The sequence below is a fragment of the Oleiphilus sp. HI0061 genome, assembly GCF_001635675.1.
In genome coordinates this window covers 1-15,208 of the sequence record NZ_LWFE01001544.1, presented here as the reverse complement: position 1 = coordinate 15,208, position 15,208 = coordinate 1, and the positions used below count along the sequence as shown (strand labels likewise).

Here is a 15,208-nt window from a genome sequence, read left to right as displayed (position 1 = left end):
AAATAAGCCTTGCATAACTGGGCTTTGTGAGACTGTGGTGAACTATTGAAACCATGTAAATAAATAACAGACTTCAATAGCCATTACTCTCGAGATCTAAATTAAACTGAAAATCTTCAGCTCTTGAAACTTTTGACTCTAAACGACCGTCGTCAAATAACTTTAGCCATCGGTAACCAGGCGCTATCGCTTCTACACCAAAATCATGGGACTTCGGAGTAAATTGAATACAGGTTGAAGGCGTCGCCAGCAGCTGAACACCTTTACGCGTTTCAGAAAACTCTTGATGAATATGCCCCCAGAGTACCGCTCTGACATTGTCATAGCGGTCAACGATATCGAAAAACTGATCTCGATTATGCAAACCAATCTTATCCAGCCAGGTACTGCCGATATCAACCGGATGGTGATGAAAGCTAATTAAGGTATGAAGATCGGGGCGTTCAGACAAGCACCGCTCTAGAAAGGCTAAATCATCATCTCGTAACATGCCATGTACGGCACCTGTTACAGACGAATCTAATAAAATAATTTGCCAATTGCCAACACGTAGCAAGCGCTCCGTCTCGACCCCGTGACCCAAGGCCTCAGCCATAATGCCACGGTCATCATGATTCCCAGAGAACCAACGGCTGGGAGCGTTAAAGCCTTCAATTTGAGTTTGGAAGTAGTGATAGGCTTCAAGACTTGCATCCTGTGCAATATCGCCCGTCGCCAAAACGTAATCCGGGCTTGGACAAAAGCTCGCAGCTATATCAGCTTCAACTTTATCAAGCACCGCAACAAGGCTTTCGCGTGTCACCACACCAAGCAAGTCACTTTCAGCATCCTTTGTGAGGTGGCAATCACTTATTTGAAGGAGGTTAATCACAGCGCCCCCTGCACTGACATGACTCGACATTTTCGTTCGGCTCTTTCTGTTATCTAAATCGCTGATCTGACAATCTCAATTCCAATTTGACCCGGCACACTGAGACTCACTCCTTCAGAGAACCGATCTGCAATACGCTTTATCCATAGATTCACTAAACTTTTCGCAGATTAACTAGATAAGTTAGCTCAATATTGCAGTTTGGAAATGATGATGACGCTTTGTTTTAGTGTTTTCATACTAAGGTATGAATTTTTTGTTACGCGCGTCTCAGATATTAGCGTTAATAAAGACAAACAGTCTGATAAGACTTTCACACTTTCTGATGGGTAAACGGACTCTCGTCGCAACATCCATAAGAAATACAGAAATTCAGCCATTCCGTCAGAAAAGTATTCATCTGACTTTTTTCATCGGGCAAGTGCATTTTTTGATTTGGGTAGATATTTACACCCTGAGCTAACTGGCGGCCATCGCGAGCTATCACTTCAGCGACACCCGCATCATGATATAAACGCACCGTAAGCTTGGGGTTGTTCACCCACTTCCCTGCCGCTGCGGTTTGTTCAAGCAAAAAAGTATCGGTATATTTACAAGACTCAACAAGCGTCATATGTACTTGCCCAACGTAAGACATGCCGTTATGTAAGCTGAAGCGAATCCGTTCAACATCGCCCATCATTCGAATCAAACGAATTAGGCGGTTATAGTTGCTTTCAAAGGTCGCGCCAAGCTGAACCAAGTCGGGGACATACTTTTTACGCATTAAAATAATACTCTCCCCTTAGTCTAGCGCCACTGCTCTCGCAAGCGTTCCCGGTTTAAGGCCAGCCATTGAAGCCCCATAATAGCGGCAGCATTGTTAATGGTGCCATTTTCGACCAATTTATAAGCTGCTTCAAAGTCTAGGCAGTGTACCTTGATATCTTCATCTTCTTCAGCAAGACCAAACACGCCACCAACACCTTGAACACTGACTTTAGCACAGTAGAGATAGACCTTCTCTGTAGTGCCGCCCGGCGAGACCAAGTATTCACAAATTTTTTCAAGTTCGCCTAATTCCAGGCGCGCCTCCTCTTGCGCTTCTCTGCGTGCAACATTCTCCGGGTGCTCGCCCTCATCATTCATCCCTGCAACCAACTCCAGCAACCAGGGTGATTGATCCTCGAGTATTGCGCCCGGCCTGAATTGTTCCAGCAGCACAACTTTGTCTTCCATTGGGTCGTAGGGAATAACGCAAGTGGCATCACCCCGAATAAACAATTCACGACTGACTTCCCGGCTCCAGCCACCATCAAACAAGCGATGTTTCAGGGTAACCTTTTCCATGCGAAAGAAGCCTTCAAAGCAGGACTCACGGCCAATTAGCTGATAATCTTCTTTGCCATATTGAAGCTTGATCGTCGACATTATTTCTCCTTTCAGCTCGAACTGAGGCTAGCGTTTTTCGAACTAAATATACTGTTTTTGCGATTTATTGAGGGACATACAAACATCTACATGCTGCACAAGACAGGTATTTGCGCCAAGGAAGTCTAGAGTTCTTCATATAGATTGTCCATAATGAAACCATCGAGCCAAAGCTTATTTTCAGCCTTAGGTTCCTATACCGTACGCCCGATCAAAGAGGACACTATGAAGCACACATCAAAGCTGCTTATTTCAACCTTTCTTTCTTGCATGACGCTGCCATTTATTGCGTCGGCACAAAGTACCGACCTTTTAAGCCTATATAAGAAAGCCGAGAACTATGACGCAGAGATCTTTGCTGCTCAGTCAGCTTATTTGGCCGAACAAGAAGGCCAAAAAATTGAATTTGCAGGTCTACTACCCACTGTCAATGCAAGAGCAAGCTTAAGCCATACAAACTCAAATGGCTTAAGCTCAAGCGACAATAGCTACAAGCAAAAAAACTATTACTTAAGTTTATCTCAGCCACTATTGAACTTACCTACCTGGCACTCAGTAAGCGCTAGTGAACAAAGAACCCTGCTAGCTCAAGTCGATTACCTTACTGCTCAGCAAAATTTAATCCTTAATGTCGCAACAGCCTATTTCAAAGTACTAAGAGAGCAAGAAAACCTGCGCTCTGACCACTCTCAGGAAGCAGCTGTAAAGCGCCAATATGAACAAGCCAAAGAGCAGTTTGATGTTGGCTTAATCGCGATTACCGATGTTCACGAAGCTAAAGCATCCTATGATGCATCGCAAACTGCACGAATTAGATCTGAGGGCAACCTGACCATCGCCCTGGAAAACCTTTCGCGAATTACGGGTGAGTATACAAACGAGCTACATGGCCTTAATCCTGACTTCCCTATTGCCATGGATACAAGCATTTCTGCAGAAAAATGGCTTGAGTCCGCACAAAACCACAATCTAGGTATCAAGATTGCTCACTACGCTTATAAGGCAAGCGAAGCACTTCTAAAGTCAAAGAAAGCAGCTCATTTACCTACCGTCAGTCTGGATGCCAATTATAGCAATTCTGCCTTCACCAATTACTATGCAGCTGGCAACGATGATAGTGAGAGTAGCGAACTAGCCATTACACTTAACATGCCACTGTATTCTGGTGGCGCAACACAGGCGGGTGTTCGCCAAGCTCGCCATCAGGTCGCCGAGGCAAAACACAATCTGACCTTAGCGCAACGTCAGGCGAAAATAGAAACACGTACCGAGTTTATTAGTCTGAAAACCAACATTCAGACAGTTGAGTCACTTCAACAAAATATCGTTTCTCGTGAAAGTGCTTTAGAAGCAACGCGTGAAGGTTACAAGGTAGGTACTCGAAATATTGTTGAAGTACTTGATGCCGAGCGTAACTATTTCACTGCACTTCGTGACTACGCGAATGCTCGCTTCGATTTTGTAGAAAGTAGCCTACGCATAAAACGCGCAGCGGGAACCTTAAGTGTTAAAGACATTGAAGCTCTGAACGCCTGGCTATCGCCCGGCCAGTAAGCTCTAGCTTTCTTCAAGCAAGGGCTGCAGGTGGTCAACAACACGTTTCACCGCTCCCTTGCTAGCCTCAACTTTCTGCAATGCATTTTGCCCCATTTCCTGAGCCCGTTCCGGGTTTGAAAATAGCATTCCGAGCGACTCGAGCAACGCGAGTTCATCTGCCACAATTTCCATACCCTTGGCTTCGACCAGTTGATGACAAATAGCTTCAAAATTAAAGTAATGGGGGCCAATTAAAATCGGCAACCCCAAAGCGCCTGGCTCAATCGGGTTATGGCCACCAATTTCGGTAAATGAACCGCCTATTACCGCAACCTGAGCTGTCGCATAAAAATCCATCAACTCCCCCATGGTATCCACCACAAATACTTCTGCATCGCTGGGAATTTTTTCAAATTCGCTTCTTCGTGCGGTGTTAAAGCCTTGCTTATTTGATTGCTGAAAAGCACTTTCGAAGCGCTCAGGGTGCCTAGGCACTAATACCAGCAAGGCATCGGGAAAGCGCTGCCTCAAACGTTCATGCACTTTTAAAACCAGCTCGTCTTCGCCTTCATGCGTACTCGCCGCGACCCAAATCTTAGGCTTAGCGGGTAAATTTGCGCTCAGGTGAGCGGCTTTTTTAACATGACTATCTTCCACGTTCGTATCAAACTTTACGCTACCCGTTACAAAAATCTTTTCCTTTGCGATATCTAGTGATTCAAATCGTGAAGCATCATTTTCGTACTGGCATAGCACGAGTGACAGATCATTCAACATCCAACCAATAGCGGGTTTCAAGCGTCGGTAGCCTTTTGCTGAGCGCTCTGACAAACGCGCATTAGCGATGACAACCGGGCAGTTTCTTCGCATCACCTGGTGAATCATATTTGGCCAGAGTTCGGTTTCCATAATGATCAGACATTCAGGTTTTACCCGGCGCAAAAACGCCTTCACCATAAAGGGAATATCGTAAGGTGCATAGACATGAAACACATCACTGCCAAAGCGCTTTCTAATTTGCTCGGAGCTGGTTGGCGTCATACTAGTGATAACGATATCTCGGTTTGGAAAACGCCTTTGAATCTCTCGAATAATTGGCTCCGCTGCTAGCACTTCGCCTACGGACACAGCATGCACCCAAATACTTCTATTCAGCTTTGGCGCATTAAAAAAACCAAAACGCTCCATTTTTCTGGCCTTATATTCTGGCGCCTTAAATCCTCGCCATAAAAGCTTCAGATAAACAAATGGCATACAGAGTGCGAAAAGAATTGTGTAAACTAAGCGGAACATAAGCGCCTTTCGAAAAATTCAAAAGACGCAGTATAGACGATTAGCAGCGCTTCTCACATCACTTGATGAGAGAGCGCTTCCGAGGAAAACGATATCTATGTCAAGCCAATCTAACACGAGAGCTACCCGACCTTTGATGGTTTGGGTCTGTCATGATGGGCGGGCCGGACACATCAGTCAGCTAAAAGGTCTAACTAAAGCGCTTGCCCGCCAGACTAATATCGAAGAGCTCTGGCTAGACAGCCAAACACTGCAAGTCGGCTTTCGAGGATTGTTACTTCCCACAAAACAGGATAACAGCCCGGACATCATCATTGGCGCAGGGCACGGCACTCACAAAAGCCTGCTCATGCTCGCCCGGACCCACCGCGCCAAAAGCTTTGTCATTATGAAACCCAGCCTACCGCTGCCGCTATTTGATGGCGTCATTTGCCCCGAACATGACGGGCTAGCCAATAGTGAACGGGTCATGACAACGCAAGGGCCTATCACAAAGATTTCACCCCCACCAAACACGAAACGAACACAACACCTTATGATGATCGGCGGCCCTTCTAAGCACTTCGTATGGGACGAGTCGAATTTGATTAAGCAAATCCAAGAAATTTGCGACACCCGCCGGGAAGTTTTATGGCACTTGAGCGACTCGCCACGAACACCGCTAAGCTTTATCGACAAGATTTCAAGTTTCGAAATAGCAAACCTAAGCTGTCACCGGTATCAAGATGGCAGTTTTGGCCCAGTAGATGAAGCACTTCAGTCCAGCGCTTTTACTTGGGTAACACCTGACAGCATGTCAATGCTCTACGAGTCCTTAACGTCAGGCTCGCCCACCGCACTATTAGAGCTGCCAATGGTATCGAAATCAGAAAAGAAGCGAATTTGCATGCATATCAACAGACTCACCTCTAGCGGCAAACTTATCGACTTCGGTCAATGGCAAAGCAATAAGAAAGCACAGTTTTATCCTGACTTACCAGCAAGCCTTGACGAGGCTTCGGCAGCTGCCACCTGGCTTTTGAAACGATACCAACAACTTTCTCTTACTGCGCAAACCACAGGGCAAGCATGAGACAAAAAACGATATTACAAGTTTTGCCAAGCCTGGTTTCTGGCGGTGTCGAAACAGGCACTTTAGACCTCGCTCAAGAACTGGTTGAGCAAGGCTACCGTTCATTGGTTGTTTCTTCTGGCGGCCCTATGGTTAAGGCGCTTGAACAACAAGGGTCGAAGCATATCGAGCTCCCCGTTCACAGCAAGAACCCCATACTTATGTGGTGGAACAGTAGAAAGCTAGCAAAGCTGATAGAAACGCAGAAGATTGACCTAATCCATGCTCGCTCTCGCGCTCCAGCCTGGAGCGCCTTATGGGCATCAAAACAAAGCAACATTCCCTTTGTCACCACCTTTCATGGTGTCTACGGTCACCAGAATGCTCTCAAGCGCTGGTATAACAGCGCCATGCTTAGAAGCCAGCATGTGATCGCTGTTTCTAAGTTTGTACAACAGCATATAGAAGAGGTCTACCCCACCTTCAACACTAAGACCAAGCTGATTTTTCGCGGCATCGACCTGGATAGGTTTGAGCTGGAAGAAGCTCAGCTCGCTGCGAAACAGCTCAAGACAGCATGGTCAGTCCCTGAGGGGAAAAACATTATCATGCTGCCTGGAAGGCTAACTCGAATTAAAGGCCATCAAGTACTAATAGAAGCACTGGCTAAATTGCCCCATCGTAACTTTTACTGCTTGTTCGTTGGCGACGAGCCTGGAAAAGATGCATATAAACAAGAACTGGAAGCCTTGATCGCTGAAAAAGGTTTGCAAGCTCACGTCAAGTTAACCGGAAACTTCGACAACATGCCAGCAGCCTATGCGCTGGCTGATCTGGTAATTTCAGCCTCCGTCAAGCCGGAATCCTTCGGTCGTACTGCCTGCGAAGCTCAAGTGATGCAACGCATGGTAGTTGCTACAAACCACGGAGGTAGTCAGGAGACAATCTCCCCTCCCTATAAAAGCCTGATGTGTAAACCTCGCGACTCCAGTTCTATGGCGGCGGCTATTGAACGAGCCCTGGCATACAGTAAAGACGAACGCACAAGGCAAGGCATTGAAGCGGCAGCCTTCGTCAAAGAAAACTTCTCTCTTTCACAAATGTGCCGAGACACCATCGCCCTGTATGAATTAGAATTGTCTTAGCTAGAACGCCACCCAAACGATTCAAGGAACTTGAAATCATGCCGAATATAGAGTCCTCTCAAAACGGCCAGCATTATTGGCTCTATGATAGTGAATGTTTTTCGGACATATCCAGCGAGCTCTTTGAATCAGGCTATTGGAAAAAGCTCAATGCCGTTAATGGACAAGAGTCTGGACGTGGAACAACCTGGTTTATCCAACACAAGTCTCATTCACTGGTGTTAAGACATTATCTGCGCGGCGGCATGATGAGTAAAATCAGCAACGACCACTACCTTTTTAAAGGCTGGCAAAAGAGTCGTTCTGTCAGTGAGTTCAATATCTTGAGTTTACTCAATCAACAAAACTTGCCGGTTCCCAAGCCTGCTGCCGCACAGGTAGTCAAAAGAGGCCTATATTATCAGGCAGACTTACTGACACACCGCATTCCTAATGCACAAGACTTACTGCAAGTACTCAAACAAGTACAAAGCAAAGACTTCTATTTCACATTAGGCGCTTTAATCGCAAGATTCCACAAAGCGGGTGTTTATCATGCTGACCTGAACATTCAAAACATTTTGCAAGATGAAGAGGGCTTATTTTGGCTCATCGACTTTGATCGCGCCAAAATGTTAAAGCCAAAGCATGCCTGGAAAAGCAGTAATCTGAAGCGCTTAAAACGCAGCTTTGAAAAGGAAGTAACAAGGCATGGGATAAAGTGGACTCACAATGACTGGAATTATTTGATTGAAGGCTATTCTCAATAGCAGCGTTAAACCAATCTATGGGTTAAGCTTACTATAAGCCTTACGCCCGTCTATCGTCATCCCTTTAAAGCGTTTGTACTCCCATTGGTATTGTTCGGGATGACTTTCGATACATGCTTCAACTGAGCGATTCAATGCCGCGACGGATGTAGCGATATCGTCACTATATATCTCAGGATCAGCTGGTTTGAACACCATATCAAAACCATCCCCTTTGGGACGGCGAATCGCACACAAGCTCACGACTTCACAGCCAGTGCGGCCAATCAAGCGAGATACAAGCTTTACCGTATTAGCCTCTATTCCCATAAAAGGAGCATTAACACCGCCCGTTCCGCCTGGCACCTGGTCTGGCAGAATACCAACCATCCCCTGATCCGAGAGGATAGAAAACAAACGAATAACGCCCCGCCTATTGGTTGGCACTAACTCAGAACCATGACGACCTCGCACCGAAGACATATATTCTTCCAAGGCTTTTATTTTAGGCGGTTTGTATAGAGCAGCCATCGGTCGAAGCGTTGATAAATACAAACCAACTAGCTCCCAATTTCCATGATGAGGCGCCAATACAATCGCTCCTTTACCCTTTTCAAATATCGCGTCAAGGTGCTCTTTACCTTCAACCGAGCGAATTAAATTCAAAGTCTTTTCAGTGGGCCATTCCCACATCACTCCAAATTCGGCAAATAACATACCGGTTTCAAGTAGACTGCGCCGTGTTAGCTCTCTCTGGTCGCTTTCTGATAGCTCGGGATAACAATGCGAGATATTTTCTTTGGTGACACGTGTGGTCTCGGAGTCGCCCATCCATAGAATCCGACCAATAAAACGACCGAGAGCCTGGGCTTTGCTTAAACCAAGGCTCGCTAAGAATTTAAGGATATAGACTACTAATTTGGCTCTAAAAGCTTCCATTATTCACTACTTGATAATTAATCACGGTGCTAATTTTAGAGCATTAAGCCAGGAAAATCTTGCTTAAATATCACTAGGCCACGAAGACTTTTTGCCAAATCTCCGTTACCTTGCTGCATGTTTCAGCATAATCAGCGATCGTTGTTTTATCCGCCTCATCAGCCAAGCTATTTCGATGCAAACCAGAACGCAGCTCCCGATAGGATGCACTCAGTACGGATAAATCAATGCCTTCAAAACAATCCAGCTTCTCTAAAACCTCTAATATGCGAATATTATCGGTCCAGTCCATCAAGCTAGAATCTTGGTGCGCGAAGTTCAACACGCCAAACTGGGTGATAAATTCGATATCCACCAGACCACCATCACCTTGCTTGATACTTCCCGCTTTGGCGGCAGCCTTCATTTTTTCGCGCATAGCTTTAACTTCTGCCCTAAGCTCAGCTTCATCTCTGGGTGCTGCCAGTATGTCTCGTCGAACCAGATTAAAATTTTCGATAAGCTTTGGGTCACCCGCAATACCACGCGCCCTAACTAAAGCTTGATGTTCCCATGTCCAAGCATCATTTTGCTGATACTTTTTGAACGCAGCTAGCGACGACACCAACATTCCAGAATTGCCCGAGGGACGCAAACGCATGTCTGACTCATACAGCATTCCTTGCGTTGTCTGAGCTGACAGAATATGAATTATTCTCTGCCCTAGACGCATATAAAATACCTGATTATCAATCGACTTTGGCCCCGATGTCACGCCATAGTCATCAGCGTCATAGAGAAAGACCATATCCAGGTCAGAGCTATAACCTAACTCCAAGCCACCTAGCTTCCCGTAACCAATTGCGGCAAAACCTTCGCCAGCAATCCCTTTCTCGTCACTGCTTAAACCACTTGGCACACCGTGTTTAACGACTAGATTATGCCATGCGATGGCTAAAGACTCTTCCAGAAGGACTTCGGCCAACCATGTTAAGTAATCACTTACTTTCATTAAAGGCAAGTGTCCACCTAACTCCGATGCAGCCACACGCAACATATGAGATTGTTTGAAAGTTCGTAGGCAGTTCATTTGAGTTTCCAGATCATCCTCTGGAATTCTCAACATTTGCTGCCTTAGCTCATCTTGTAATTGCTCTCGATTCGGTGGATGGAATAGACTTCGGGCATCCAGCAACTCATCAAGAATAACCGGACTTTTAGCAATATGTTCAGACACCCACGGGCTTTCTGAACATAAGCGGCACAACTGCTTAAGCGCTCCTGTATTCTCATACAATAGAACAAAGTAAACTGAGCGACCCAGTATCGAACTAACAAGCCCCAGCATGCGCGCCAATGTAAGCGACGGCTTATTGGTTTCAGCAGCTTCATCCAGCAATAGGGGCAGAAAAGTCTCAAAACGCTGCCGTGCTTCTGGTGACATCAAGGTAAACAAGCGATGCTCTCGTAACTGTTCCAAATCACTAACACTCTGTGCAGGCGACTCATAACCTGCCTCTTGGAACATTGGCTGCAAAAGCTGTGAACGCTCTTCAGCCAGCCAAGCTGCCAACCAAGCCCTTCCTGCTTCCTCCTGATCACCATCTTCTTCAGGGTCATGCAGAAAATCGGCAAAGCATTGACTCACCGCTGAACGATGCTCATTCAGCTCTGCCTCTAAACTTGGCCAGTCTGAATAGCTCATCGACCAAGCAATACGCTGACGGCTCTCTTCTGATTCTGGAATTAACTGGGTTTGTTGGTCTGCCAAGCCTTGTATCGCATGCTCCAAATTACGCAATAGTCGATAGGCAAGTAATAAAGTATCGACCCATTCCGAGGGTAAATATTCATTTTCTTGCAATGTACGATAAACGCTTACCAAGCCCTGCTGCTGGAGGCGTTCGTCTCGGCCACCATGAATCAATTGGCAGGCCTGGGCAATAAATTCGATCTCTCGAATGCCGCCATCACCCAGCTTAATATTTTGCTCTCCACCTTTGCGGTGCATTTCAGCCATAATCATACGCTTCATATCGCGCAAGGCTTGCACAGAGGTAAAATCAGCATACTTGCGGTAAACAAAAGGGCTAATAATATCCATTAAGGCCGCGCTGGCTTCAGGGTTTGCGTCGGCATTAACGATACGCGCCTTGATCATGGCATAACGTTCCCACTCCCGTCCCTGGTTGTGATAGTAGTCTTCAAAGGAAGCGAAGTTCATCGCCAATGCGCCACTATCACCATAAGGCCGCAAGCGCATATCGACACGGAATACGAAACCCTCAGAGGTCATGGCATCCAAAGCATTGATGAGCCTTTGCCCCAGGCGCGTGAAGAAGAGCTGGTTTTCAATTGGCTTTTTGGCGTGATCGGTCTCACCAGATTCAGGATAGGCAAAAATCAGGTCGATATCGGAAGATACATTTAATTCATAAGCGCCATGTTTGCCCATCGCCAACACCAGCATGTGCTGAGGGATAGGTGCACCGCCCTCTTTTGCTCTAGAAAAAGGGGTGCCATAACGCTCGCAAAGCTGTTTGTATAAGACATCCAAAGCAACTTCAACCGCTGCATCGGCCAAAGCACTTACGTCCGAAAGTGTTTCTTCCAGCTCTACCAAGCTTAAGAGATCGCGCCACATAAGCCGCGTCATTTCATAGCGACGAAATACTCGCAGAACTGACATCAATTCAGCTTCATCATTGACTGCTTTACAGCGTGAACTTAAATCGCGCTTATATTGCCCTTCCAACTTTGAAGTAAACAGTGCTGAATCGCTGCCCGACCACTCATGCAACCATTCAGGGTACTTTAAACTGGACTCTCTAACATAGTCGCTGCGCGACCATACATCCAAAATGCTCTGAATAAAGTCTTTTGACCAAGGGCATTCGAGCGTTTCCCAGCGAATATCTTCCAAACATGCTTCGCCAACATAATAAGCACTCAACTCTTGCCAGGCGTTACGTAGACTTGCTTGAATAAACCCCGGAAACTGATTAATTACATTCTCAACTTGGGTACCGATTGCGATGTTAGCACTGCTCATATAGATAGCTCTCAATTTTCGATATTGTTATCTGAGAAAAGTAACGCAGCGAGCATGTCAGCTCAATGCGCTTGATCAAGTATGTCTGAAATACTTAGCTCGCTGCCAATAAAGAATAGCCTCTCTCGGCTTTACTCGTGTCAGACGCTTTCAAGTGAATAGCTTGCCCCAATACGGCTGCCAAACTTTTTAGCGCTTCAACCTCACCCGACATTAGCTCTAGCTCAATTTCTTTGATTGGCAGACACTTACCTTTTGACAACACCTCGCCCTGGTCAAAAGCTAATTCAATTTCGCTACCCTGCCATTCAATTAATACCTGATGCCTAACAAAGTTCGTCTCAAACACCGCATTTAAACTTTCCAAATTCATTCCTTCCGGCCAAACATCCAAGCCCTCTAGAAGTGAAATATCTAGCTTGTTATCCGCCAATTCCCATTCCCATTCACCACGTTCACTTAGACCGCTTACCGACTTCCCCTTGGTCTTCAAGGTTTGAATAAAAGCATCGCCTTTTTTCCGAACCCGCAAAGCCATTCGATGCTGGTTCAATATCTTATCAGGCGTATCATAGTAAATATTCTGCAAAGGCTTTCGCTGCAACTCAAGCACAAACCCCTGATTGCTCAAACACGCTTCCAAGCTCTCAAGCACAGCAAGACTTTCACCCACAACACTAAGTTTTAGTTCAATTTCTTTCGGCACAAAACACCTTATCGTTTGATTTACATAAATTTCAGGCAAAAAAAAGCCGGTGAAAGTCACCGGCTTTTTAGAGCTTAGTTCTAAACTTACAACTTAGAAGCTGTAGTTAGCGCCGATAGCTAGTACGTCAACATCCGCACCATCAACACCACCAAGGTCAGTAGACGTTGTGTATTCTAGAGCTACAAACAAATGATCTGTTACATTATGAAGAGCTTGAAGCGCAATTGTCGCTTCGTCTTCTGCACCATCATAAGACTTCATACCATAACCTAGAGCAAACTGGTTCTGACCCATTGTGTACATGCCCTGCAAACCAATGTAATCAACTGTATCTGACATGCTTTCGTAACCAAGCATTACAGTAATATCATCCATTGAGTAAGTAGCACCTAAACCAATAGTATCTTCTGCTTCAACACCAGCTTCTTCGCGACCCATAGAGTATGCAAAAGCAAGTTCAAGGTTATCCATAGCGTATTTAGCAGCTAAAGCACCAGCGAATACAGAGCTGCTTTCAACTGGCAAAGTTACACCAACAGTTAAACCGTCAGCAATCTCAGGAGAAACATATTGTAGGTTCTCAACTTCGCTATCTGCAGCCAATTCGCCTTCTAAGCCAACAAACTCAGAAGTGTCTGTTACGTCTACCCACTCATATACTGTGTCATCAACACCGTATTGAACAGAACCGAAGTCACCTTTAACACCAACATAGATTTCATCAGACTGGTTGATACCAGCTGTAGTTTCGTCTGCGTCGAATTCAAATTCTACTTTAGCAAAAGCAGTTACGCCTTCAGAAACCATGTGAGAGTGAGTCAAACCAAAAGTAGAGTCACTATCCATTACAGCGTTGGCAGTATTTCCGTCAGCATCTGCATGTACATATGCAACATCGATATCACCGTAGAATTCAATACCTTTATCTGCTGCCATTACACCAGTAGATAGAGTAGCTGCTGCTACAGCTGAAGCGATCAGGGTCTTTTTCATTTCGTCTTCCTTTTTTCTGTTAAAATTTTAATGAGAGTCAGGCTCATCCTGGAATCTCGTTAAATATACTTAGCGATTAAATTATTATTAGTTATGCCGTTAATACAGCACCGTTAATACAGCACAGTCTTCCGGCCGCCTATATTATTTATAAAATATGTCAGAAATGTGTCAAAAATCAATTCTTCAGACATGTTCCCAACATAAGTTTCATCTTATATCTGCCAATTACTTAACAAATTAAAATGTGTTTTATCTTTCCTATCAACATATTAAGACAAGTTTGAGCACTAAGGCACGTTACAGCTTGTTAAGGTTTAGACCTGAATGATCTAGATCAAAAACACCCAAGCCTTATTTAATGCCAAGCAAAACTTACTTCACTTTTATATGCGTCATTGCACTTGCAATAAAGATATACCAGTCATTCTCTAGTGGTTAACCAGTACAAACAATATCTTACAAGTCCTTTTTAAAATTAAGCTTAACTATTATTTAGCAGCAAATAAACAAAAGTACAAAAAATAATTACATTTTTCTCGCAAATTAGCCGTTTTGCACCAAAAAAGCTCAAAATCCACTAACAAGCACACAATAACTACACCTCAAGCAAAAAGGTAACCGGCCCGTCATTCACCAGAGAAACTTGCATATCCGCACCAAATACCCCTCTCTGCACACGAACACCTTGCGCCTCGGCCATTTCTCCAAATATCTTATAAAGCTCTTGCGCTCGCCCAGGCTCACTGGCCTCTGAAAAGCTTGGCCGCCGCCCCTTTTTTGTATTCGCTGCCAACGTAAACTGGGAAACCAGCAATAACTCACCTCCTATATCCCTTAGGCTTTTGTTCATTCGACCAGCTTCATCCTCAAAAATACGATAGCCCACTACCTTTTCAAGCAAAGCCTGTGCCGAAGCTTCAGTATCTTGCTTCTCAACGCCCAGCAATAACAAAACCCCTTTAGATATCTCCCCAACCACTTCACCAGAGACCTCGACCGAAGCAGAGCTTACCCGCTGAATCAGACCTTTCACTTTTCTCTCCCAAGCTTAATTAAGCATAATCCTTTAATATGTCATATCGATGACCCACAAAAAAGCCCGCCTCCAAATATGGAGGCGGGCTTAATTATTAAGCTACTTTCTATACAGACTATACAGAAGCTTACTTCTTATTACGCTTTCGCTCAGTCTCGGTAAGAAGCTTCTTACGAATACGAATGCTTTCTGGCGTTACTTCAACCAACTCATCATCTTCGATAAACTCAAGCGCCTGCTCTAGCGTATGCGTAATCGGCGGAACCAAGGTCAAGGCCTCATCGGTACCCGATGCACGAACGTTCGTTAGCTGCTTACCTTTGACCGTATTAACAACCAAGTCATTAGAGCGTGAGTGAATGCCGACAATCTGACCTTCATAAATATCAACACCAGGGCCTAAGAATAAACGGCCACGCTGCTGAACAGCAAACAACGAATAAGCAGTGGTCTTACCTTTGAC

General features: G+C 45.2%; 14 protein-coding genes and 1 pseudogene. 4 read left to right on the top strand and 11 right to left on the bottom strand.

All coding sequences use genetic code 11. From position 1 onward, the window contains the following. The 4 genes from A3735_RS32695 to A3735_RS24125 all read right to left on the bottom strand — a co-directional run. The coding region (locus tag A3735_RS32695) for a YqiA/YcfP family alpha/beta fold hydrolase (protein ID WP_369820556.1) at nucleotides 1–77 on the bottom strand (77 nt) is incomplete at its 3' end. Further along, nucleotides 74–901: a 3',5'-cyclic-AMP phosphodiesterase gene (cpdA, locus tag A3735_RS24135; RefSeq protein WP_068508155.1), complete on the bottom strand. Its 828-nt coding sequence runs from the start codon at nucleotides 899–901 to the stop codon at nucleotides 74–76. The genes cpdA and A3735_RS32695, both read right to left, overlap by 4 nt. A gap of 283 nt (nucleotides 902–1,184) precedes the next feature. Next, a complete protein-coding gene (locus tag A3735_RS24130; RefSeq protein WP_068508158.1) occupies nucleotides 1,185–1,637 on the bottom strand; it encodes a DUF1249 domain-containing protein in 453 nt (150 codons plus the stop codon). Nucleotides 1,638–1,660: 23 nt separating this feature from the next. Next, nucleotides 1,661–2,281, bottom strand: coding sequence for an NUDIX domain-containing protein (locus tag A3735_RS24125; protein ID WP_068508160.1), 621 nt, complete (start codon nucleotides 2,279–2,281; stop codon nucleotides 1,661–1,663). 225 nt (nucleotides 2,282–2,506) lie between these two features. Here A3735_RS24125 and A3735_RS24120 point away from each other — a divergent pair, with 225 nt between their 5' ends. Then, nucleotides 2,507–3,835 carry a TolC family outer membrane protein gene (locus A3735_RS24120; protein WP_068508171.1) on the top strand — a complete coding sequence of 443 codons (1,329 nt, stop codon included), beginning with the start codon at nucleotides 2,507–2,509 and terminating at the stop codon, nucleotides 3,833–3,835. Nucleotides 3,836–3,838: 3 nt separating this feature from the next. On the opposite strand, the gene waaA is transcribed toward A3735_RS24120, so the two are convergent. Then, on the bottom strand, nucleotides 3,839–5,110 hold the full coding sequence (waaA, locus tag A3735_RS24115; RefSeq protein WP_068508161.1) for a lipid IV(A) 3-deoxy-D-manno-octulosonic acid transferase: 1,272 nt from the start codon (nucleotides 5,108–5,110) through the stop codon (nucleotides 3,839–3,841). 97 nt (nucleotides 5,111–5,207) lie between these two features. Here waaA and A3735_RS24110 point away from each other — a divergent pair, with 97 nt between their 5' ends. From A3735_RS24110 to A3735_RS24100, 3 genes are read left to right on the top strand one after another with little or no spacing between them, the layout of a single operon-like run. Then, the gene (locus tag A3735_RS24110; protein WP_068554042.1) at nucleotides 5,208–6,182 is read left to right on the top strand and encodes an ELM1/GtrOC1 family putative glycosyltransferase; all 975 of its coding nucleotides are present in this window, start codon (nucleotides 5,208–5,210) and stop codon (nucleotides 6,180–6,182) included. Continuing rightward, on the top strand, nucleotides 6,179–7,306 hold the full coding sequence (locus A3735_RS24105) for a glycosyltransferase family 4 protein (protein ID WP_068510249.1): 1,128 nt from the start codon (nucleotides 6,179–6,181) through the stop codon (nucleotides 7,304–7,306). The genes A3735_RS24110 and A3735_RS24105 overlap by 4 nt, the downstream gene beginning before the upstream one ends. 38 nt (nucleotides 7,307–7,344) lie before the next feature. Then, nucleotides 7,345–8,055 carry a 3-deoxy-D-manno-octulosonic acid kinase gene (locus tag A3735_RS24100; RefSeq protein WP_068510247.1) on the top strand — a complete coding sequence of 237 codons (711 nt, stop codon included), beginning with the start codon at nucleotides 7,345–7,347 and terminating at the stop codon, nucleotides 8,053–8,055. A gap of 15 nt (nucleotides 8,056–8,070) precedes the next feature. On the opposite strand, the gene A3735_RS24095 is transcribed toward A3735_RS24100, so the two are convergent. From A3735_RS24095 to A3735_RS24070, 6 genes and pseudogenes are all read right to left on the bottom strand, one after another. Beyond that, on the bottom strand, nucleotides 8,071–8,973 hold the full coding sequence (locus A3735_RS24095; RefSeq protein ID WP_068510241.1) for a lysophospholipid acyltransferase family protein: 903 nt from the start codon (nucleotides 8,971–8,973) through the stop codon (nucleotides 8,071–8,073). Nucleotides 8,974–9,046: 73 nt separating this feature from the next. After that, nucleotides 9,047–12,004 (bottom strand): bifunctional [glutamate--ammonia ligase]-adenylyl-L-tyrosine phosphorylase/[glutamate--ammonia-ligase] adenylyltransferase, encoded by a 2,958-nt coding sequence (gene glnE / locus A3735_RS24090; RefSeq protein ID WP_082865324.1) that lies wholly within the window; start codon nucleotides 12,002–12,004, stop codon nucleotides 9,047–9,049. A 94-nt stretch (nucleotides 12,005–12,098) separates the two neighbouring features. Then, a complete protein-coding gene (locus A3735_RS24085; RefSeq protein ID WP_068510239.1) occupies nucleotides 12,099–12,710 on the bottom strand; it encodes a CYTH domain-containing protein in 612 nt (203 codons plus the stop codon). A gap of 93 nt (nucleotides 12,711–12,803) precedes the next feature. Continuing rightward, entirely contained in the window at nucleotides 12,804–13,706 is a 903-nt protein-coding gene (locus A3735_RS24080; protein ID WP_068510236.1) for a porin, read from the bottom strand. A 598-nt stretch (nucleotides 13,707–14,304) separates the two neighbouring features. Beyond that, nucleotides 14,305–14,742, bottom strand: a complete 438-nt coding sequence (gene dtd, locus A3735_RS24075; RefSeq protein WP_068510233.1) for a D-aminoacyl-tRNA deacylase — start codon at nucleotides 14,740–14,742, stop codon at nucleotides 14,305–14,307. 130 nt (nucleotides 14,743–14,872) lie between these two features. Next, nucleotides 14,873–15,208 (bottom strand): annotated as a pseudogene (locus tag A3735_RS24070) (translational GTPase TypA); the annotation flags it as partial.